This window comes from Thiobacillus sp. (assembly GCA_024235835.1).
Lineage (GTDB): Bacteria > Pseudomonadota > Gammaproteobacteria > Burkholderiales > Thiobacillaceae > PFJX01.
The window spans coordinates 26,342-46,526 of the sequence record JACKLQ010000002.1 but is presented as its reverse complement, the minus strand read 5'-3'; the positions used below and the strand labels follow the sequence as shown (position 1 = coordinate 46,526).

Annotated in this window: 18 protein-coding genes; 9 read left to right on the top strand and 9 right to left on the bottom strand. The window is 62.6% G+C overall.

From position 1 onward, the window contains the following. Window positions 1–18: 18 nt before the first annotated feature. A complete protein-coding gene (locus tag H6935_08430; GenBank protein MCP5278375.1) occupies window positions 19–1,029 on the top strand; it encodes an NAD-dependent epimerase in 1,011 nt (336 codons plus the stop codon). Here H6935_08430 and H6935_08425 read toward each other — a convergent pair whose 3' ends face one another. Further along, complete coding sequence (locus H6935_08425; protein ID MCP5278374.1) at window positions 1,030–1,971, bottom strand: NAD(P)/FAD-dependent oxidoreductase; 942 nt, start codon at window positions 1,969–1,971, stop codon at window positions 1,030–1,032. It abuts the gene before it with no gap. 62 nt (window positions 1,972–2,033) lie between these two features. Between H6935_08425 and H6935_08420 the strand changes: the two genes are divergently transcribed. Beyond that, window positions 2,034–3,173 carry an SAM-dependent methyltransferase gene (locus H6935_08420; protein MCP5278373.1) on the top strand — a complete coding sequence of 380 codons (1,140 nt, stop codon included), beginning with the start codon at window positions 2,034–2,036 and terminating at the stop codon, window positions 3,171–3,173. 91 nt (window positions 3,174–3,264) lie between these two features. Here H6935_08420 and H6935_08415 read toward each other — a convergent pair whose 3' ends face one another. From H6935_08415 to secA, 4 genes are all read right to left on the bottom strand, one after another. Then, window positions 3,265–3,711: a hypothetical protein gene (locus H6935_08415; protein ID MCP5278372.1), complete on the bottom strand. Its 447-nt coding sequence runs from the start codon at window positions 3,709–3,711 to the stop codon at window positions 3,265–3,267. Window positions 3,712–3,713: 2 nt separating this feature from the next. Next, complete coding sequence (locus H6935_08410) at window positions 3,714–4,076, bottom strand: four helix bundle protein (GenBank protein ID MCP5278371.1); 363 nt, start codon at window positions 4,074–4,076, stop codon at window positions 3,714–3,716. A gap of 36 nt (window positions 4,077–4,112) precedes the next feature. Next, entirely contained in the window at window positions 4,113–4,340 is a 228-nt protein-coding gene (locus H6935_08405; GenBank protein ID MCP5278370.1) for a hypothetical protein, read from the bottom strand. Window positions 4,341–4,467: 127 nt separating this feature from the next. Beyond that, window positions 4,468–7,221, bottom strand: a complete 2,754-nt coding sequence (gene secA, locus H6935_08400; GenBank protein ID MCP5278369.1) for a preprotein translocase subunit SecA — start codon at window positions 7,219–7,221, stop codon at window positions 4,468–4,470. Window positions 7,222–7,315: 94 nt separating this feature from the next. On the opposite strand from secA, the gene H6935_08395 reads away from it, so the two are divergent. The 7 genes from H6935_08395 to H6935_08365 all read left to right on the top strand — a co-directional run bounded on the left by H6935_08395 (window position 7,316) and on the right by H6935_08365 (window position 15,661). After that, window positions 7,316–7,756, top strand: coding sequence for a DUF721 domain-containing protein (locus H6935_08395; protein MCP5278368.1), 441 nt, complete (start codon window positions 7,316–7,318; stop codon window positions 7,754–7,756). After that, window positions 7,756–8,322, top strand: a complete 567-nt coding sequence (locus tag H6935_08390) for a shikimate kinase (protein MCP5278367.1) — start codon at window positions 7,756–7,758, stop codon at window positions 8,320–8,322. The genes H6935_08395 and H6935_08390 overlap by 1 nt, the downstream gene beginning before the upstream one ends. Then, entirely contained in the window at window positions 8,289–9,611 is a 1,323-nt protein-coding gene (locus tag H6935_08385; protein ID MCP5278366.1) for a hypothetical protein, read from the top strand. The genes H6935_08390 and H6935_08385 overlap by 34 nt, the downstream gene beginning before the upstream one ends. Window positions 9,612–9,706: 95 nt before the next feature. After that, window positions 9,707–10,996, top strand: a complete 1,290-nt coding sequence (locus tag H6935_08380; protein ID MCP5278365.1) for a VanZ family protein — start codon at window positions 9,707–9,709, stop codon at window positions 10,994–10,996. A gap of 38 nt (window positions 10,997–11,034) precedes the next feature. Further along, on the top strand, window positions 11,035–12,270 hold the full coding sequence (locus H6935_08375) for a putative O-glycosylation ligase, exosortase A system-associated (protein MCP5278364.1): 1,236 nt from the start codon (window positions 11,035–11,037) through the stop codon (window positions 12,268–12,270). Window positions 12,271–12,408: 138 nt separating this feature from the next. After that, complete coding sequence (locus H6935_08370) at window positions 12,409–13,131, top strand: PEP-CTERM sorting domain-containing protein (protein ID MCP5278363.1); 723 nt, start codon at window positions 12,409–12,411, stop codon at window positions 13,129–13,131. 1,117 nt (window positions 13,132–14,248) lie between these two features. After that, complete coding sequence (locus H6935_08365) at window positions 14,249–15,661, top strand: hypothetical protein (GenBank protein MCP5278362.1); 1,413 nt, start codon at window positions 14,249–14,251, stop codon at window positions 15,659–15,661. Between the two features lie 70 nt (window positions 15,662–15,731). Here the strand turns inward: H6935_08365 and H6935_08360 are convergent, their stop codons facing one another. From H6935_08360 to H6935_08345, 4 genes are all read right to left on the bottom strand, one after another. Next, the gene (locus H6935_08360) at window positions 15,732–16,409 is read right to left on the bottom strand and encodes a PEP-CTERM sorting domain-containing protein (protein ID MCP5278361.1); all 678 of its coding nucleotides are present in this window, start codon (window positions 16,407–16,409) and stop codon (window positions 15,732–15,734) included. A 216-nt stretch (window positions 16,410–16,625) separates the two neighbouring features. Further along, complete coding sequence (locus tag H6935_08355) at window positions 16,626–17,690, bottom strand: VanZ family protein (GenBank protein MCP5278360.1); 1,065 nt, start codon at window positions 17,688–17,690, stop codon at window positions 16,626–16,628. Between the two features lie 51 nt (window positions 17,691–17,741). Then, window positions 17,742–18,575, bottom strand: coding sequence for a sel1 repeat family protein (locus H6935_08350; GenBank protein ID MCP5278359.1), 834 nt, complete (start codon window positions 18,573–18,575; stop codon window positions 17,742–17,744). 130 nt (window positions 18,576–18,705) lie between these two features. Beyond that, complete coding sequence (locus tag H6935_08345; protein MCP5278358.1) at window positions 18,706–20,154, bottom strand: sodium:solute symporter family protein; 1,449 nt, start codon at window positions 20,152–20,154, stop codon at window positions 18,706–18,708. Window positions 20,155–20,185 lie beyond the last annotated feature (31 nt).

Below are 20,185 nucleotides of genomic sequence, written 5' to 3'. Positions count from 1 at the left end.
GTTAGGGAGTCAGACCAGATGAAAGTACTTTTGACCGGAGCCGCTGGCTTCATCGGCATGCACGTGGCCCAGATCCTGCTGAAGCGTGGCGACGAGGTGGTGGGCATCGACAACCTCAACGACTACTACGATCCCAAGCTCAAGCTCGCCCGTCTTGAGCAGCTCAAGCCTTATCCCAACTTCAAGTTCGTGCGCGGCGACATCGCCGACCGCATGACGGTGGAAGACCTGTTCGCCGCCGAGAAACCCAACCGGGTCATCAACCTGGCCGCCCAGCCCGGCGTGCGCTACTCCCTGAAGAACCCCTACGCCTACGTACAGACCAACCTGGTGGGCTTCGGCAACCTGCTGGAAGGCTGCCGCCACAACGGCGTGGAGCACTTCGTCTACGCCAGTTCCTCCAGCGTCTACGGCGCCAACACCCACATGCCCTTCTCGGTGCATGACAACGTGGACCATCCCGTGAGCCTGTACGCCGCCAGCAAGAAGGCCAACGAGCTCATGGCCCACACCTACAGCCACCTCTATGGCCTGCCCACCACGGGCCTGCGCTACTTCACCGTGTACGGCCCCTGGGGCCGGCCGGACATGTCTCCCTGGCTGTTCACCTCCGCCATCCTGGAAGGCCGCCCCATCGACGTGTTCAACATGGGCAAGATGCAGCGGGACTTCACCTACGTGGACGACATCGCCGAAGGCACGGTGCGGGTGCTGGACAGGATCGCCACCCCCAACCCCGACTTCACCACCGACGCCCCGGATCCTGGCACCAGTTACGCCCCCTACCGGGTGTACAACATCGGCAACAACCAGCCGGTGGAACTGATGACCTTCATCAAGACCATCGAGGACAGCATCGGCCAGGAGGCAAAGAAAAATTTCCTGCCCATGCAGCCTGGCGACGTGGTGGCCACCTACGCCAACATCGACGACCTGAAGCGGGACGTGGGCTTCGAGCCCAGGACCGAACTGGCCGTGGGCCTGGCCAACTGGGCTGCCTGGTACAAGCAGTACCATGGTCTGAGCTGATTACCCGCCGAGGCGACCCGTTTTCAAATCCCGTTCGATGGCCTTGGCCGCCGCCAGCCCCTGGGCAATGGCGGTGGGAATGGCGGGCTGGACGTTGTCGGTGACGTCGCCGGCCGCATAGATGCCGGGCACGGAGGTGCGCTGCCAGGTATCCACGTGCAGGTGGCCTGAAGGGATGCGCGCCGGGCGAAGCTCCGGCGCAAAGGTCTCCACTACCTCGGTGTTGGGCTTGTAGCCGTACATCACCAGCAGCCAGTCGTAGCGTCCTGGTTCAGCGTCGGCCCATCGGGCAATGACGCCGGTTTCTTCCGCTTCAAATCGCTCCGGCCTACAGTGGGGCCGCAGCTCGATCTCACCACGCTGTCGGCAGGCAGCCATGAGGGCTTCCCGGCCCGAGAATTCGCCCCGGGTGCAGACCCGGGTGCGGTTGCCCCGCTCCGCCAGGAACAGGGCGTGGTCCAGGGCATTGTCGCCGCCGCCCAGGATGAGCACGTCGGCGTCGCGCACGTGGTCTCGGATGGTGTCGTTGAGGGGGCCGATGATGACCCGGGGACTGGCCTGGGCCAGGGCAGCCAGTTCCGGCGTGGCGTAGGGACGCATGCCGCTGGCGATGACCAGGGCGCTGGCCGCCAGGTCGCGTCGGCCTTGGGGAGTATCCAGATGCAGGATGAGCCCCCCGCCGCTTTGCTCCAGGCCCTCCAGGCGGCTGGAAAGCAGGGTGGTGACCTCCAGTTCCTGGTAGTGGGCCACCAGCCGGCGGGTGAGCTCCTGGCCGCTTTCGCTGGGGGAACCCAGCAGCCAGAGATTGGTGTGGAAGTTGCTGCGCTGGGCACCGCCCACGTGGGCGCCGCGCTCGATGACCACCGGTGTGAGTCCGAAGGACAAACAGGCATTGGCGCAGGACATGCCGGAGGGGCCGGCACCGAGGATGGCGACGATCATGGGGCGCTAATCGGGATGCAGGGGCTTACGTTTATGATTGGTCCAAACCTAGCACAGCCATCATGCCAGCACACCTACCAAACCCTTCCCCGGAAGCCCTGGCCCACAGCGAGGCGGTCATCCGTCGCATCCGTGACGAGATCGAGGGGGCGGGAGGCTGGATACCGTTCACGCGCTACATGGAACTGGCCCTATATGCGCCGGGCCTGGGCTACTACGCGGGCGGCGCGGCCAAGTTCGGCGGGGCCGGGGATTTCATCACCGCACCGGAACTCACCCCCCTGTTCGGCCGCACCCTGGCCCGGGTCGCGGCTGAAGCGTTGGTCCAGGCCGGTGGCGACATCCTGGAACTGGGCGCGGGGAGCGGCCGCCTGGCCGTGGACGTGCTGCTGGAACTGGAGCAGATGGAGCATCTGCCGGAGCGCTATCTGATCCTGGAGGTGAGCCCGGACCTGCGCCAGCGCCAACGGAATGTGCTGGCCGAACACGCCTCCCATCTATTGGCGCGGGTGGACTGGCTGGATGTCCTGCCGGACAAGCTGCGGGGCGTGGTGCTGGCCAACGAGGTGCTGGATGCCCTGCCGGTGCACCTGGTGCACTGGACTGGGGAGGGCGTGATGGAACGAGGCGTGTCCTGGTCCGGCAATGGCTTCGCCTGGATGGACAGGCCCATCCCATCGTCAGCCTTGGATGTGGCAGTGGCGCGGTTGCCGGTGTCAGCCCCCTACCTCACGGAAGTGAGTCTGGCCGCCGCCGCCCTCATCGCCAGCCTGGCCGCCTGTCTGGAATGGGGGTTGATGCTGTTGCCGGACTACGGCTTCAGTCGCGCCGAGTACTACCATGCCCAGCGGCACCAGGGCACCCTGAAGGTCCATTACCGCCACCACAGCCTGGACGATCCCTTCTTCCTGCCGGGGCTGGCGGACATCACCGCCCATGTGGATTTCACCGCCATCTCCGAGGCGGCCGAAATGGCCGGGATGGACTTGCTGGGTTATGCCAGTCAGGGCCGTTTCCTGCTGGATGGGGGCCTGCTGGACTTGATGACGGCCATGACGCCGGGCACACCGGATTACATCCGCTCAGCCCTGGCGGTGCAGAAGCTGGTGCAGCCCCACGAGATGGGGGAACTGTTCAAGGTGATGGCGCTGGGGCGGGGCATCAAGCCGCCGTCCGCCTGCCGCCGTATGGATCGGCTCTGACTGTAGCCTGGAGGAGGCCTTGGGCCGAGCCCGGGAAGCCCCCATGTTCACGGACTTGCCGGACTTCTCCGGGCTGCGTGAACCTTGGCGCCTAGGGGCGCTTCTTGCGCGGTTCGTAGTGCACCACGCCGCGCATGATCTCCGAGTAGGGAAATGCGTCGATGCGCTTGAAGCGTTGCTGGCCTTCCCGAACCAGGGCGGCCACGTCGGCGGATTCCGCCCCCTCGTAGCCCATGGCGGCCTGCAGGCCGCGGATGCCGCCGCACTGGGCGCGGATTTCCTTGGCGAAGGGCCAGGGCTGGTCCGGATCCATGTGCAGGGCGAAGCGGGCATTGTGGTGCAGGGCTTCGTGAAAGGCCTTGCAGCGGTTGTTGGCCTCTTCGTCCGAGCAGGTGATGGCTTCCCGTTCCGCCAGCAACAGGCGCTTGGCGGCGGAGCAGTTCACGCATCGGGACAGCAGGGCCCGTTCGAAGGGGCACTTAAGGGAGATGATGGAGTCCCGGGCTTCCTTGTAGGCGGTTTCGTTGTAGCCGGACATGATCAAGTCGAAAGTTTGCAGTCTGCAGTTGGCAGCGTGTGTATCAAACCTACCAGCATCGCGCTGATCTCCTTGGTTTCTTGAACCCAGCCAGTGCCCAAATCTTTACTGACGTGGTTGATTTCCATGCCGATGTAAATCTGGGTGCGCAGTTCACCGCAGGAGCCTTTGGCATTGTCCAGGTAACGACGTTTTTCCCTGGGTAAACTTCGCTCCATGCCTTCGGCAATGTTGGAGGGTATGGATAATCTGGATCGCGTGATCTGGTCACGAAAACCGAAGTCGGGGCAATCCCGCAGGGATTTGAAAATGTTTGCAGACAATCTCGCTGAACGTTTCCAGACTTCAAGATTCTCGAATGCCATTTCTGCACTCTGCCAACTGATGGCTGGTGACTTGATTCAGTAGTCGTCCCCGGCCAGGCTGGGGTCCAGTTCACGGGGTTGGGACAGGGTGTCTTCCGCCTGGAGTTCGTTCTCGGCGAAGATCATCTTGATGGTCTGCCCGGCATTGGGGTCCAACTGCTTGCGCAGGTCGTTGGCGGCAGCCTTGGCTTCCTTGAAGCTGTCCGCCTGGCCCTGTTTTTCCAGGATGTTCAGGGGGCCGATCTTGTAGATGTAGTAGGGCATCGCATGACTCGGATAAATGTTGACTGATATTGTCAGGTTTATCGGCGTATTGAACAAGTCGGCAGTCATCAGCAGGCAGTTGGCAGAAAACCATGCGGTTTGCTGCCAACTGAAGACGGCCAACTGCCTACTGGAGTTGCCCGTGGCAGTGCTTGTACTTCTTGCCGGAGCCGCAGGGGCAGGGGTCGTTGCGTCCCACCTTGGGGAAGGCGCGGTGCTGGGGTTGCTGGCCACCCGCGGCCTCTTCCCCCTCGCCGCTGCCCAGGGCCTCGTCGTAGTCGGCATGGTGGTACTGCACGTTGCTGACGGGGGGTTCCTGGCTTTCCACGGCCTCCACGTCGGCCTCGCTCTTGATCTGCACCGTGAGGGTGACCTGGGCCACTTCCCGGGTGATGGTGGAAAGCATGCGCTCGAACAGTTCGAAGGCCTCCCGCTTGTATTCCTGCTTGGGGTTCTTCTGGGCGTAGCCCCGCAGGTGGATGCCCTGGCGCAGGTGATCCATGGCGGCCAGGTGCTCGCGCCAGTGGCTGTCCAGGGACTGCAGCAGGATGGCGCGCTCGAAGTGGCGAATGTTTTCCGTCCCGGCCAGGGTTTCCTTCTGGGCATAAGAGTCGGCGGCAACCTGCACCACCCGGTCCCGTACGCCCTGCTCGTCAAGTTTCTCGTCCTCGTCCAGCCACTTCTGCACGGGGCAGTCCAGCAGGAAATCGCTGGACAGGGCCCGGGTGAGGCCCTCCACGTCCCATTGCTCGGCCATGCTGCCCGGCGGCATGTGCTCGTTGATGGTGTCGTTGAGCACCTGGGCGTGCATGCCCTTGACGCCGACCGAGACGTCGTCAGTCTCCAGCAGTTCGTTGCGCTGGGAATAGATGACCTTGCGCTGGTCGTTGGCCACGTCGTCGTATTCCAGCAATTGCTTGCGGATGTCGAAGTTGCGTTGCTCCACCTTGCGCTGGGCTGACTCCAGGGAGCGGTTGACCATGGCGTGCTCGATGGCCTCGCCCTCGGGCATCTTCAGGCGCTCCATGATGGCCTTCAGGCGCTCGCCGCCGAAGATTCGCAGCAGCGGGTCGTCCAGGGACAGGTAGAAGCGGGAGGAGCCCGGGTCGCCCTGGCGGCCGGAACGGCCCCGCAACTGGTTGTCCACCCGGCGGGATTCGTGGCGCTCGGTGCCGATGATGTGCAGGCCGCCGGCGTCCAGCACCACCTGGTGGCGTTGCTGCCACTGGGCCTTTTCCTCGGCGATGCGCTTGTCCTTCTCGGCGTCGTCCAGGTTCTCGGCGGTGCGGATCATGTCCAGGCGCTTGGCGATGCTGCCGCCCAGGACGATGTCCGTGCCCCGGCCCGCCATGTTGGTGGCGATGGTGATGGCGCCGGGCAGGCCTGCGTCGGCCACCACCTGGGCTTCCTGGGCGTGCTGCTTGGCGTTCAGCACCTGGTGGGGCAGCTTGGCCTTGGTGAGCAGGTCGGAGAGGAACTCGTTCACCTCGATGGAGGTGGTGCCCACCAGCACGGGCTGGCCCCGCTGGTGGCAGTCGCGCAGGTCGTCGATGACCGCCTTCCACTTCTCGTCGGCGGTGCGGTACACCAGGTCGTTCTTGTCGTCCCGGATCATGGGCTTGTTGGTGGGGATGATCACCGTCTCCAGGCCGTAGATCTGCTGGAATTCGTAGGCTTCCGTGTCCGCCGTGCCCGTCATGCCGGAGAGCTTGGCGTACATGCGGAAATAGTTCTGGAAGGTGATGGAGGCCAGGGTCTGGTTTTCCCGCTGGATGTTCACGCCTTCCTTGGCCTCCACGGCCTGGTGCAGGCCGTCGGACCAGCGCCGGCCCTGCATGAGGCGGCCGGTAAACTCGTCGACGATGATCACCTCGCCGTTCTGCACCACGTAGTGCTGGTCCTTGTGGTACAGCACATGGGCCCGCAGGGCCGCATAGACATGGTGCATCAGGGTGATGTTGGCGGCGTCGTACAGGCTGGTGCCGGGCGCCAGGATGCCCAGTTCCACCAGGGCGGCCTCCACCTGCTCGTGGCCCCGCTCGGTGAGGGTGACCTGGTGGGCCTTCTCGTCCACCACGTAGTCGCCCACGGCACAGCGCTGGTCTTCCGGCTCGTCGTCCTTGATGTCCCGTTCCTGGCGCACCAGGCGGGCGGGTACGGCATTCATGGCCTGGTAAATGGCCACGTTGTCGTCGGCCTGGCCGGAAATGATGAGGGGCGTGCGGGCCTCGTCGATGAGAATGGAGTCCACCTCGTCGACGATGCCGAAGTTGAGCTTGCGCTGCACCCGCTGGGACGGGGTGAACACCATGTTGTCCCGCAGGTAGTCGAAGCCGAACTCGTTGTTGGTGCCGTAGGTAATGTCGGCGGCGTAGGCGGCCTGCTTGGACTCCGGATCCTGCTGGGACAGGATCACCCCGGTGGTGAGGCCCAGGAAGCCATAGATGCGGCCCATGGAATCCGCGTCACGGCTGGCCAGGTAGTCGTTGACGGTGATGATGTGCACGCCTTTGCCTGGCAGGGCATTCAGGTAGGCGGCCAGGGTGGCCATCAGGGTCTTGCCTTCACCGGTGCGCATCTCGGCGATCTTGCCCTGGTGCAGGGCCATGCCGCCGATGAGCTGAACGTCGAAGTGGCGCATGCCATGGACCCGCACCGCCGCTTCCCGCACCACGGCAAAGGCCTCCGGCAGGATCTGGTCCAGGGTTTCCCCTTTCTCCAGGCGTTCCCTGAATTCCCCGGTCTTGGCGCGCAACTGCTCGTCCGTCAACTTTTGCGTGGCGGGCTCCAGGGCGTTGATCTTGGCGACGTTGCCCCGGTATTGCTTCAGCAGGCGGTCATTGCGGCTGCCGAAGACCTTCTTAAGTAGATTGGAAATCATGAAAAAAATGAGGGAGTTAGAGGGGGCTGCGGGGGTTTTTCGGAATCCGACGGATGTTACCATAGCCCTGTTTGGGCCTTTCTTAACGCCTTCCTTGTCTTTCCGTCCTTTTCCTCTCGTACGCCTGCATGGCCTGCTTGCCGCTGAGCGCCAGTTCGCCGTGGCCCTGCCCGAGGCGGAACGCATGGCCGGCCTGAACCGGCGATTCGCCGGGGTGGTCCCTGCCGCCGTGGCCCGGGCCTGTGCCGTGGCGGCCATCCAGGGCGAGACCGCCATCGTCTTCTGCGGCAACGGCGCCGCCGCCAGCCGGGTGCGGGCCCAGGCCAAGGGTGTTGCCCGGGCCTTGAGCCGCGCTGAAGCCCCCGTCAACAGCGTGCGGGTCAAGGTACGGGCCGATTGGTCCGTGCCGGAGCGGCCGGAAAAAACCGGCATGTCCGCCGCGGGGGTGCGCGCCTTCCGTGACCTGGATTCCGTGTTGCCGGACGGTGACCTCAAGGCCGCCGTCGAGCGACTGCTGGCCCATCGCCGAGCATGATTCCCAGCTGCAATGTTTTCCTGGTGGGGCTCATGGGGGCGGGCAAGACCACCATCGGCAAGCTCCTGGCCAAGCACCGGGAACTGGAATTCATCGACTCGGACCACGAGATCATCGCCCGCTGCGGCGTGTCCATCCCCACCATCTTCGAGATCGAGGGGGAAGATGGTTTCCGCCGGCGGGAGATGTGCGTCATCGATGAATTGACCCAACGCCGGGGCATCGTCCTGGCCACCGGCGGCGGCGCCATCCTGCGACAGGAAAACCGGGAATGGCTCAAGGGCCGGGGCACGGTGGTCTATTTGCGGGGCCAGCCCCAGGAGTTGTACCTGCGCACCCGCCATGACAAGAACCGCCCCCTGCTGCAGACCGACGACCCCCTGCAGAAGCTGAAGGACCTCTACGCCGTGCGTCATCCTCTTTACATGGAAACGGCGGACATCGTGCTGGATACCGGCCGCCAGAGCGTGCACTGCCTGGTGCGACGCCTGGAAAACAGCCTGGATCTGGCGGCGGTGGGCGAGGGCGACCCGTGCGCCACGAAGCTGGCTTCCTCTTCTTCCTGATCGCGCTGTCGGGCTGGGTTCCGGCCCAGGCGGTGGACTACCGGGCCGGACCGGATACCTACCGCCAGTTCCTGCCCAGGCTCCAGGCCGGCGACCGGCTGTTGCTGGAGGCGGGGGATTACCCGAGCGGGCTTCCTCTGCACCGTCTCGAAGGCCAGCCGGGCAACCCCATCGTCGTGGAGGGGCCGTCCCAGGGCGCCAGGGCGCGTTTCCTCGCCCGTCCCGGCGCCAACACCGTCAGCTTGCTGGACGTGGCCCATGTCGTGGTCCGCAACCTGGAACTGGACGGCCGCTACCTGTCGGTGGACGGGGTCAAGGCCGAGGGCCATGGCCGGTTCGCCCATTACGTCACCCTGGAAAACCTGCATATCCACGACTTCGACGCCAGCCAGCAGAACGTGGGCATCTCCACCAAGTGCCCGGCGGTGGGCTGGATGATCCGGGGCAACCGGATCGAGCGGGTGGGCACCGGCATGTACCTGGGCAATTCCGACGGACGGGCACCCTTCGTCGGAGGGCTCGTCGAGGGCAACGCGGTGGTGGACACCCTGGGCTACAACCTCCAGGTCAAGCACCAGAATTCCAGGTCGGAATGGATGCCCGAGGCGGACGTCCGGCATGACACGATCATCCGCCACAACTTCTTCAGCAAGCCGAACAGCCTGCCAGGCCCCGGTGTCCGGCCCAACGTCCTTGTGGGGCATTTTCCCGTCAGCGGTCCAGGCAGCGAGGACCGTTACCTGGTCTACGGCAACTTGTTCTGGCAGAACCCGGGTGAGTCCCTGTTCCAGGGCGAAGGCAACGTGGCCCTGTACAACAACGTGTTCGTCACCCAGGGGCCTGACGCGGTGCGCATCCAGCCCCACAACGACGTGCCCAGGGAAGTGAGGGTCCTGCAGAACACCGTTCTGGCCGTCAACAACGGCATCACCGTGCGGGTGCCCGAGGGCAACGCCTACCTGCAGGCGGTGGGGGGCAACGCCGTGTTCGCCGCCCGGGCCATCGAGGGCGGGGTCCAGCAGGCCAACCAGATCGGCGCCTATGACCGGGCCGTCTTGTTTCTGGCTTCCCCATATGGGACTTTGCCAGAGGCGGATTTCACGCCGCGTGCGGGGCGTCTGGGTGGTGGTGCTTACGAAGCTGCCTGGCGGCACGGTCTGCCGGACTTGAGTAAGGATTTTCGCGGCCAATCCCGTTCCGACGACTTGATGGGGGCCTATGGGCAGGCCACGGCAGGGCCGCTAAAGTCCTGGTTACGGCAATCGGGCTTCGGAGCGGAGGGGCAGTGACCACAGGCAGCGGCCGCGCGCACTTGTTTTGGGGAGGGCTGTTTTACCTGGCCTTCGTGGTCTATGGCAGCCTGGTGCCCCTGGACTTCAAGGCCATGCCACTGGACGAGGCCATGGCCCGCTTCCGGGATGTGCCCTTCCTGCAACTGGGTATCGGCTCCCGGGCCGACTGGGTGGCCAACCTTTTGCTCTTCATCCCCCTGACCTTCCTCTGGACCGGCGCCCTGGCCTACGGGCGGGGTGTGGCTGTAGGAATTCTGGCCACCTTGTTCGTGCTGGCCTCGGCCGTGGCCCTTTGCCTGGGCATCGAGTTCACCCAGTTGTTCTTCCCCCAGCGCACGGTGTCCCAGAACGATATCTTCGCCGAGGCCCTGGGCGGCTTCCTTGGCGTGGTGGCCTGGTGGTCCGTGGGGCCCCGCTGGGTGGACTGGTACCAGGGCTGGCACAAGGCCAAGGCACCCACCGAGACGGCGGAACGTCTGGCCTGGGCCTACATCGTCGCCGCCTTCGCTTACGGCGTTTTGCCCCTGGACCTGACCATCAGCGGCGTGGAAATCTTCCACAAGTGGCGCGAAGGCAAGCTCAACCTCATTCCCTTCGGTCACCTGCCCGGCGACCCGGCCTATGCCCTGTATGAACTGGCCAGCGATGTCCTCCTTTGGGTACCTCCCGCGCTGCTCTGGCGCATGCATGCGGGGCGCACCAGCCTGAAGGCCTGGCAGATGACTTTCGCCACCGTGGTGGTGCTGGAAGTACTGCAACTGTTCGTGTACTCCCGCGTCAGCGACGTCACCGACCTGTTCACCGGTGCCCTGGGGGCGTGGGCCGGGGCCTGGCTGGGCGGGCGGGTGGCGGGCAGGCATGGCGCGCAGGTCGCCACCGCTTCTGGCAGACCGGGCTCCCGGGGCATCAACTGGCTGCCGTTGGGGCTGGCCTTGGGGTGGCTGGGCGTACTGGCCGTGGTGTTCTGGTATCCGTTCAACTTCCTCACCGAAGGGGCTTTCCTCCGCGAGCGCCTGGATTTTCTCTACAAGGTGCCCTTCCAGACGTATTACTACGGCACGGAATTCCGCGCCATCACCGAGGTGTTCCACAAACTGCTGTTCTTCGCGCCCCTGGGGGCGATGCTTGCTTGGTTCCTTGGCGGTGTGCCCTGGCAGTGGCGTACCGCCACTGGGATAGGTGTATTCATCGTTCTCATTTTCGCCCCGTTGGGCATTGAGCTTGGGCAGATGCTTCTTCCCGAGAAATTCCCTGACACCACGGATTGGGTTTTGGAACTTATCGGCGGCATCATGGGGTATGTGATTGCAAAGGCGCTAACTGGTCGAGGGAGTTCTTCTCGGCGAACGGGGCGTCTCCAACAACGCCCCACCCAGCATTAGGTGCCGCACACTATTTAAAGAAGCGAGTTCGAATAAAAATGCGCGATTTGACTCTTGTGATCATGCTTCTGAGCTTGGCATGGATGGCTTGGCGCTTGCCCTGGGTTGGGCTGTTGGGGCTTCTCTTCATCGGAATCTTGCATCCGCAGAACTACGCCGCAGATTTCATGCGCGGATTTCCGGCGTATTCAAGTCTCATGGGGGTGGTATTCCTGTCGTTGGGTTGGCAACTTTGGTGGCAGCGCGTTTTCCCCCCCCTGTTCTGGGATTGGCGGTTGGTGTTGATCGGAGGGATATGGGCATGGTTTGGTCTTAGCTCCTATTTCGCCCTCAACCCCTTGCCCGCCAGAGACAAGTTCCTGGAATTATTGAAGATCCTTCCTCCAATGTTGCTTGTCTTCGTGTTGATAGATAGCCAAGAAAAGTTGCGGTGGCTATTGTTGACCATCGCCCTTGCAATTGCCGCGCTCATACTAAAGGGTGGGTATTGGGCATTCATCACCGGTTTCCAAGACAGAGTCTATGGCCCTTATGGCAGCGCCTATGGTGGCAACAATGAGTTTGCGATCGTAACCACCATGGCCATCCCCCTCTTCGTTTACTGGTATAGATCGCTGCAAGGTCGCTGGCCGCGATTCGCCGTCGGGTGCCTGATCGTTCTCGGTTTCGCGTCTGCGCTGTCCTCATGGTCCCGGGGAGGGGTATTGAGCCTTGGTGCTGTCGCCGTACTTTTGGTTTGGCAGAGCCGCAACAAGTGGCTTGCGGCTCCATTGTTGTTTGCGGGTGTCGGTTTTGCCTATGTTGGGCTTCCTGATGCCTGGTTCGCTCGCATGGAAACCCTGGGGGCGCCAGAATTGGAAGACTCCGCGGCCAGTCGCATGCTTGTCTGGCAAGTAGGTTGGGAGTATGCCGTGAACCACCCCTGGCTTGGCGCCGGTCTGCAAAGCTGGATACTGTTCACCCCCCCAGATGCCGAACTGCGCGCCTGGCACAGCGCATATGTGCAGATGGCAGTTGAACATGGCCTTGTGGGATTGGGATTATGGGGTTTCCTATTGATCGCCACGCTTTTCCAACTGAGCCGGCTCATTGCTTTGGGGCGTTGTGTTGCGGCCCCATGGATATCCGACCAGGCTGCGGCACTACGCGCGTCCCTTGTTGCCTACCTGGTAGGGGCCGCGTTCTTGAGCATTGCCTATTGGGAATTGTTGTATCTGTTGGTTGCTGCCGCCTTGGTGTTGCAATACCAGGCATACAGCTCGGTACGTGGATGACATGTCGATTTTTTTTACAAAATTTGTTCCGTCCGCCCTTGATATGCGGCCAAGCCACGTAGTCATGGGGCATGGACGGGGTGGTTCGATTCTTGCTTTATCGTGATACACGATATTGATCTACAGACCGAGGTGCCCATGACTGCCCATCTTTCACAACTTTCCTCCAAGCGCGGCTGGCTACAAAGCGCAGCGATCATGATCGGCCTGGGCGCCATGGTCATGGCTGATGCTGCTGTTGCCGATTCCTACAATTTCTGGCTCAAGAAAGCGCCAAATACGCCATACGTGATTGGTGCGGAAAAGTGTGCAACCGGTGAGTTCACCTACACAAAATCCGGTGTGACCTTGGGGGATGCGGTCGCGAACATGAGCATGAGCATTGCCCAAGACTGCAGGGCTGCGGCAAGCCCGGCTGTAGCCCTAACCATGACGGGAACACTGAATGTCGTGGTGCGCGATATCAATTTGAACGGCGAGTACCAGGGGCCGAACGTGGATGGTCTGACCGGCACACTGGCCAGCCAACAATTTGAAAAGAACTGCAAGATCACCAGCGGTCCATTTACCCAGGACGGACATCAGTTGGCTCAGTGGGAGGTGACATTCAAGTCACAGGCAGGCGCAGGCAACGCCCCCGGCGTTCGTCAGTTTGATTTGGTGGAAAGGGTAGGCAGGTGCGTGATCTTGAATGCAACGCCCAATTTCAATACGCCGACCCCCCTGACCCTGGTTTCCAATGGCCCTTATCACGTTTACAACACTATCGTTCGTCCCGCTCCGGAACCTGAGACCTTGTGGTTGTTGCTTGGGGGACTGGGTGCGTTGGCCCTGATTCGGCGCAAGGTGCGGCGTCACTGAATCCGGTTCTAATCGCCCCTGCTCCTTCAGTGATGTCATGAATTGAGGGGGCAGGGGCACTGTCACTGTTGTTGTCGTACTATAGGGCGTCTCAAGCCGCACGGGCCGTGCCCTTAATAGATTGATTCCTCCTTCTGCACGGTCAATTCCCCGGCTGTCTCCCAGATCCTCTCGGGTGGTTCGAGTCTTGTGGACCGGGCTCCTTTTCTTTGCGGTGCTGTTCCTGTTACTTCCTTCGCTTCAAGAAGGAGGACCCAGGCTTGTGCCCTGGTTGTCCGGGTATCCCGCCCAGGTTGTCCAGAACAGTTATGTGCTGGTCAAGAATGCGATGCCCTGGATAGTCGTTGGGTTTCTGCTTTCCCTGGTCTGGTCGAGGACGCCCATACAGTTTGGGGTCATAGTCATTCTTCCAGTGCTGATTCTGCTGGATTGGTCCTTGAACGGCCTGAATTGGTCAGGCATTCGTGACGTGCTGTTCACACTTCCTGGCCTATGGGCCGGGTTGTGGCTGGCCGAGCAAACCCGACTGGCTGGAGCAGGCGGTGCAGCCATGGTGGGGGGCACGAAATTATTGGAGGAAGAGAAAGGGGCCGATGGGGCAGTGCCTGACCAAGGCGCAGCCCAGGAAACTCCGTCAGGGTCGGCGACCATATCCTCATTGCCCTCCCTGGCGCTGCGTGGCGCAGGCCTGCTGTTGTTGGCTGGCGCGTTCGTTGCATTGGCCAACTTCCCTCATGGGGCAATCGTGGCTGGGCTGGGGATTGCGCTTGCACTTTATGTCGGCGTGCTTTGGTATTGGCCACGCGCTTGGATGGTGGTGGTGCCCGCGGCTCTTCCCTTGCTGGACCTGGCGCCCTGGACGGGACGTTTCTATTTCGACGAATTCGACCTTCTCATGCTGGCAACCGCCGGCATGCTGCTGTTGCGCGGCAGGCCCCGGAATGCAGCATCGATGCGCGTCCACGCCAGGCCGCTTATGGTCCTAGTAGTCCTCTCGGCATTGGCGAGCTTGATTGTAGGGGTCTTGCCGCTTTCGTCCTTGGATGCCAACGCCATGGCAAGTTATTGGAGTCCGTTCAACGGGTTGAGAGTGGCCAAGGGAATGCTTTGGGGCGGCTTGATTTTTCTGTGGCTGAACCGGGTCAAGCTGGACCGGCAAGTGCTGGCTCATCGTTTGGCCCTGGGCATGGGCCTTGGCCTGCTGGGCGTGGGGCTGGTTGGCGCCTGGGAGCACCACTTGTTCGTGGGCTTCGAAGACCGCCTGGAAACCTATCGCATCGTTTCCACCTTCTCCAGCATGCACACCGGGGGTGGCCACATCGAGGCGTATCTGGTGGCGGCGCTGCCTTTCCTCTGGCTGGCCACATCCAGGTTCAGGCATCTATTGTTTACCGCTCCGGTGATGCTCTTGACCGCCTACGTCATGCTGTACACGGTCGCCCGTGGCGGCGTGCTGGCCCTGGGGATTGTGATAGCCATCCTGGCGTTGGCCAGCGCGCGCCTCGGCATGCGCAGTCATGGCCGGCGCTACGTGGCGCCGGTGGCCATGCTGGTGGTGGTGGGCATGGTGCTGGCCGGCGGGGTGGGAGTGGGGCATTTCCAGCAGCGCTTCGCCAAAACCGCAGAGGACTGGCAGACCCGTGTGGACCATTGGGGCGAAGTTCTGGACATGATGGATGGCACGGTGGGGGCGCAACTGTTCGGCATGGGCCTGGGCAGTTTTCCGCGCATGTACCAGGAACGGGGCCCGGTGGACAAGCAGCCCGCAAGCTTCGGCTTCGCCGACGAGCAGGGCAACACCTATTTCCGCCTGGGCACCGGCGAGACCGTGTACTACGCCCAGCGCATCCCCTTTTCCGCAGGCAAGGCCTATCGCCTGGAGGTGGACCTGCGCAGTCGCCAGGGCGACACCCGCATGGATACGCCAGTATGCGAAAAGCAACTGCTGAACTCCCGCCAGTGCGAGTGGTTCAGCTTTGACGTAGCAGGTGATGGTCAATGGCATCGGCTGTCTCACACCTTCTCCAGCACCAAGGTGGGTGCCGAGGGATGGTGGAACCGGCCACCGGTGGAGTTGTTCCTTTACCACCCGGGCAAGGGGGGCGTGGTGGATGTGGACAACCTGAGGTTGGTGGATCAGGACGGCCAGGATGTGTTGTGCAACGGCAATTTCAGCCACGGCGGCGACTGCTGGTTCTTCAAGACCCACAGCCACCTGCCCTGGCACATCAAGAACGTGTGGGTGCACGTGTTGTTCGAGCAAGGCTGGGTGGGACTGCTGCTGTTCCAGACCCTGACGGGCCTGGCGCTTTACCGCCTGGCCAGGGCGGGGTGGCGGGGGCACCGGCTGGCCTGGACGTGGCTTGCATCGCTTGCCGGGCTGCTCACCGTTGGCATGTTCGACAGCATGCTGGATGCGCCACGCCTTGCCACGCTCCTGGTGGCGTGGTCCCTGGTCGGTGCGGGATTTGACTGGGAGTCACGCCATACACGGCACAGACGATCCACCCTGCGCTCTGGTGCGCAGTGAAGGTGAAAACTTATAAAGCAAATAAAAACGGCGGCATGGCAGCCGCCGTTTTTTTGGGGGGAAGTTTGGATTAGGCAGACTTGCGGCGACGCGCGGCAGCCAGTCCCAACAGGCCCAGGCCCATCAGGCCGAGGGTGGCGGGTTCCGGAACACCGTTGCCGCCGCCATTGTCCTGGGAGCGCTCGCCGTCCAGATAGAAGGCATGCTCCTGCCCATTGCCAAACCAGTTGTTGAAGGTGCCGCCGTCGGACTCTTGGCCGTTGCCCTGGGTGGGGTCGGTGGTGACCCAGTAGATGTCGTCCCGGTCAAAGTTGTTGGAGAGGTGGACGCCGAGCCAGTAAGTGGTGGAGGCGGCGGCAGTGAAAGTGCTGGCGAGGTCAAAAGTCACCAGGTAGCTATTCCCAGAGCCAGCGATCCATGCGTTTCCGGTGTCGGAAGAGGCGATGTTCTGGCCGGCCCCGGAAGTGATCACGGCGCCGGGTTGGCCACCGGTGTCACCAAAGATGAAGTAGTCGACGGTGCCGTCCCACCCGTTGATATCGCCAAAGCCCCCAATGTAGATGCCCGCGCTGGCGATGTCCGTGGCGGCACCCAGGCTGAAGTCCTCGGCTTGTACCCATTGGGTCGCGTCATTGCCACTGACGGCATTGGGGCCGCCGTTGTTGTAGACCACGGCGGCATGGGAGGCGGTACCGGCGCCGACCAGGCCTGCAAACAGGAATGCGGCGGAAAGTTTGTTCAGTTTCATGATCGGCTCCATAACATTGACGATGTGTTCCTTGCGCGAGAATGTTCTCATTCATGCTTGACGCAATATAAAGCACATAGCGTGCCAGCCATCATATTACAAATAATTCACTATATTAATCATACGGATAGCGCTTATTTCTGTTGGCTGGAAAAGGTGCCTGGGTCGATACAGTAAAAAAAACCGACTGCATGTGCGTTGGTCCTGGACATGGATTTATTGCCGATATTTTGCGGTGTGCACGAAAAATTGCCTGTAACTCACCAGCCACATCACACAGAGAACAGGCCAGAGTGCTGCAACGTGTTTTGCCAGTCCCACGACGTTAAGAGCGCTGGTGCGGGGGAAAAAAAACTCGGCCAGGATCAGGCGGGTGATCATGATCAAGACCATGCCCACCATGGCCACCACCACCCGGTCACGGGAGATATCCGGCAGCAGCAACAGCCACAGGGCCAGGATGAAGGCGGCCAGGGTTTCCAGGGACAGAATCCCTCCAGCGACCGAGAGCTTCAGCAGAACCGTGGCCACCAGCAGCTTAGAGAAAAAGGCAGCGAAAAACAGCAGGGTGAGGCCGCCCACGTAGCGGCCAGGGCGCAGCAGGCAACCGCTGAAAGCACCCAGGGCAACCATTTCGACAAACAGTGCCAGCAGCCAGGCCGTATTGATGCCGGCCAGGTCGGTGGGTGGGCTGTCCAGGGGACGCAGGTGCAACTGCAGCCAGCCGATGCCGGAAATGGGGACCAGGGCGAACTGGGCCAGCAGCCAGAGGGCGAGCAGACCCAGGCCCAGATTCGTGGCGGGGCCCGACCGGAACCAGTTGCCGCGCCAGCGCTTCATGGCGCTGAAGGCGCGCAGCCAGCGGCGGTGGTGGATGGCCAGCAGGGCACCCAGCAGGACGCCCAGGACGTTCACCAGCAGATCCAGGTTGGAAGCGATGCGGCTTGGCAGCAGTTGTTGCAGTGCCTCGCAGGTGAAACTGAGCAGGCTGCCCGCCAGCACCCCCAGGATCACCCCACGCAGGCGGTGCCCAGGCAGGGAAAACCAGAGGGCGAAGGCATAGCCCAGGGGAGCGTAGGACAGGAGGTTGGTGGCCAGGTCGGTGCGGGTGAAGTACCTGGGCCAGGGGGCGGTGAGAAAACTGAAGAGCGAACCCGTCTGGGCTTCCCAGCCCGAGAAGGGATATAGGCTACCCGTAAGGATGAGGAGGCCGTAAACAAGCAGGAAAGCCTGCAGGGGGCCATGGCCAGCTTGATTGATGGTGGGCGGCGCACGATTCATGACGCAAGCCTACCTTTCCGCCGAATGCCAGAAAAGCGGGCAGGCGGCGGATCAGGGGCGTGGCTGGGTGGGGGGGGGGCCGGCGGTGGGCGCCGGCGTGGCGACCGGCTGGGCGGTGGCAGGTAGTGCTGGGGATGTATTCTTGCCGCTGAGCTTGTCATGCAACTGAGCGCTCGCTTCCTGGGCGCGGACGATTTGCTCGCCTGTCATGGCCATGGCGAGCCGATCACGGGCGGCAAGGGCATCGGGATGTCCCTTGGCGGCGGCGACATTCAGCCAGGCATAGGCCTGCTCTCGGTCCTGGGGTGTGGAGAGTCCATCACGATGGAAGATGCCGAGCCGGTACTCCGCTTCCAAATGTCCTTGCTGGGCCGCCTTGTTGAAGTATTCCATGGCGCCCCGGTAGTTCTGCACGATGCCTTGCCCCTCGAGGTATGCCATGCCCATAAGGTACTGGGCGTCGGCATGGCCCGCTTCGGCGGCGGCACGGAGCAGGGGGAGCGCCTCGGCATAATTGGCATCTTGCCAATAGGTCAGGCCCAGGTCGTACTGGGCCTGGGGATCACCCTGCTTGGCGCCCGTCTGGGCCTTGGACAAGGCAACAGGGTCCTTGGCGTCGATGCGTGGCTGGTACTCCGCCTCCGGATCTGACGACATGATGAAGCTGGTCGCCACCCCCGCAAGGATCAACAGGAACACGCCGATGCTCAGGTAGGCATGGATCCGGGGGCGAGCGGAGACCACCTTGAAATGGTGTTTGCAGGTTCTGCAGCGGTAAACGGCGTATTCCGACGACCTTGATGCCTTGTGGGAGGGGCGCACGTCCGTGCTGCCGCAATGTCGGCAGACTATTTCTTCCCTGGAAGGAAATAGTGCGGTGAACACGTTGGCTTTCGAGGACGCCGGCGGCGTTTTGGGAGGCAGTGTGTCTTCGGACAATGCTGTTAGCCCCTAAGGCAATCTGATGCAGCGTTTTATTGGAATTGCATTACTAAGATATCCGAAAAACGCAATCCTATGAATGGCCCATCGTATTGATCTGCTTGGGCTTGCCAAGCGATGAGCCTAAAACCATTCCGCAACACGCGGCGAGGAACCCCGCGAACTGGGGCGGGATGGGACCTTCCCCTTCCGGCATGAGGAATTCCATGGGCAGCCAGGTGACCAATCCCAGGGCGATGGCCCAATAGGCCCCCAGGGTGGTGGCCCGCTTCCAGTACAGACCCGCCACCAGGGGCACGAAGGCCAGCACCAGGGTGACCTTGTAGGCGTTTTCCACCATCTGGTGGATGCCGGTCTCCTGGTCCAGGGCCCACAGGGCATAGAGGGTGACCAGCACCGAGAACACCGCCACCACCCAGCGGGTCATGACCAGCAGCTTCTTCTCCGACATGTGCTTGCGGCGGGTGACGAAGCCCTTGAGCACGTTCTCGGAGATGGTGACGGAAGGCGCCAGCAGGGTGCCGGAGGCGGTGGACATGATCACAGCCAGCAGGGCGCCGTAGAAGATCACCTGGGCCAGCAGGGGCAGGTGGCCGCTCACCAGCAGGGGCAGGATCTTTTGGGCGTCCTCGCCGAGGAAGTGGCTGGCCATGTTGGGGTCGATGAGCAGGGCGGAATAGGTGAGGAACAGGGGCACGGCGGCGAACAGGAAGTAGGCGATGCCGCCGCCCACGGTGCCCCACACCGCCACGTTCTCGCTTTTCGACGCGTTGGCGCGCTGGAACACGTCCTGCTGGGGGATGGAGCCAAAGCCCATGGTGAGGAGTCCGGAGATGAAGGCCACCATGGCCACGGCGTTCAGTTCCGGCCAGAAGCGGAACTTGTTGTTCTCCACCGCGTGCTGCACCACGGGGGCCACGCCGCCGGTCAGGTCGGTGACCAGCCAGGCGATGTAAAAAAGCCCGACGACGATGACGATCATCTGGAAGAAGGTGGTCAGGGCCACCGACCACATGCCGCCGTACAGGGTATACATGAGCACCACGGCGGCGCCGATCATGATGCCCTGGGCCTGGGTGATCTGGCCGTCGGACAACACGTTGAACACCAGGCCCAGGGCGGTGATCTGGGCGGACACCCAGCCCAGGTAGGACAGAGCGATGGCCACGCCGGTGATGACCTCGACTTTTCGGTCGTACCGCTCCCGGTAGAAGTCGGCAATGGTGAGCAGGTTCATGCGGTACAGCTTGCGGGCGAAGAACAGGCCGAACAGCACCAGGCACAGGGAGGCGCCGAAGGGGTCGGAGATGAGGCCGCCCAGGTCTTCCTCCATGAAGGTGGCGGGAATGCCCAGCACCGTTTCCGCGCCGAACCAGGTGGCGAACACCATGGCCATGACGATGTAGATGGGCAGGCTGCGGCCGGCGGCGATGTAGTCCCGGGCGTTGTGCACCTTGGTGGCGGCATAGACGCCGATGCCGATGGAGATGACCAGGTAGAGCAAGACGAAGCCGAGCAGCATGGGCGGGTCCTTCTGTCCTTTTGGGTTTCTT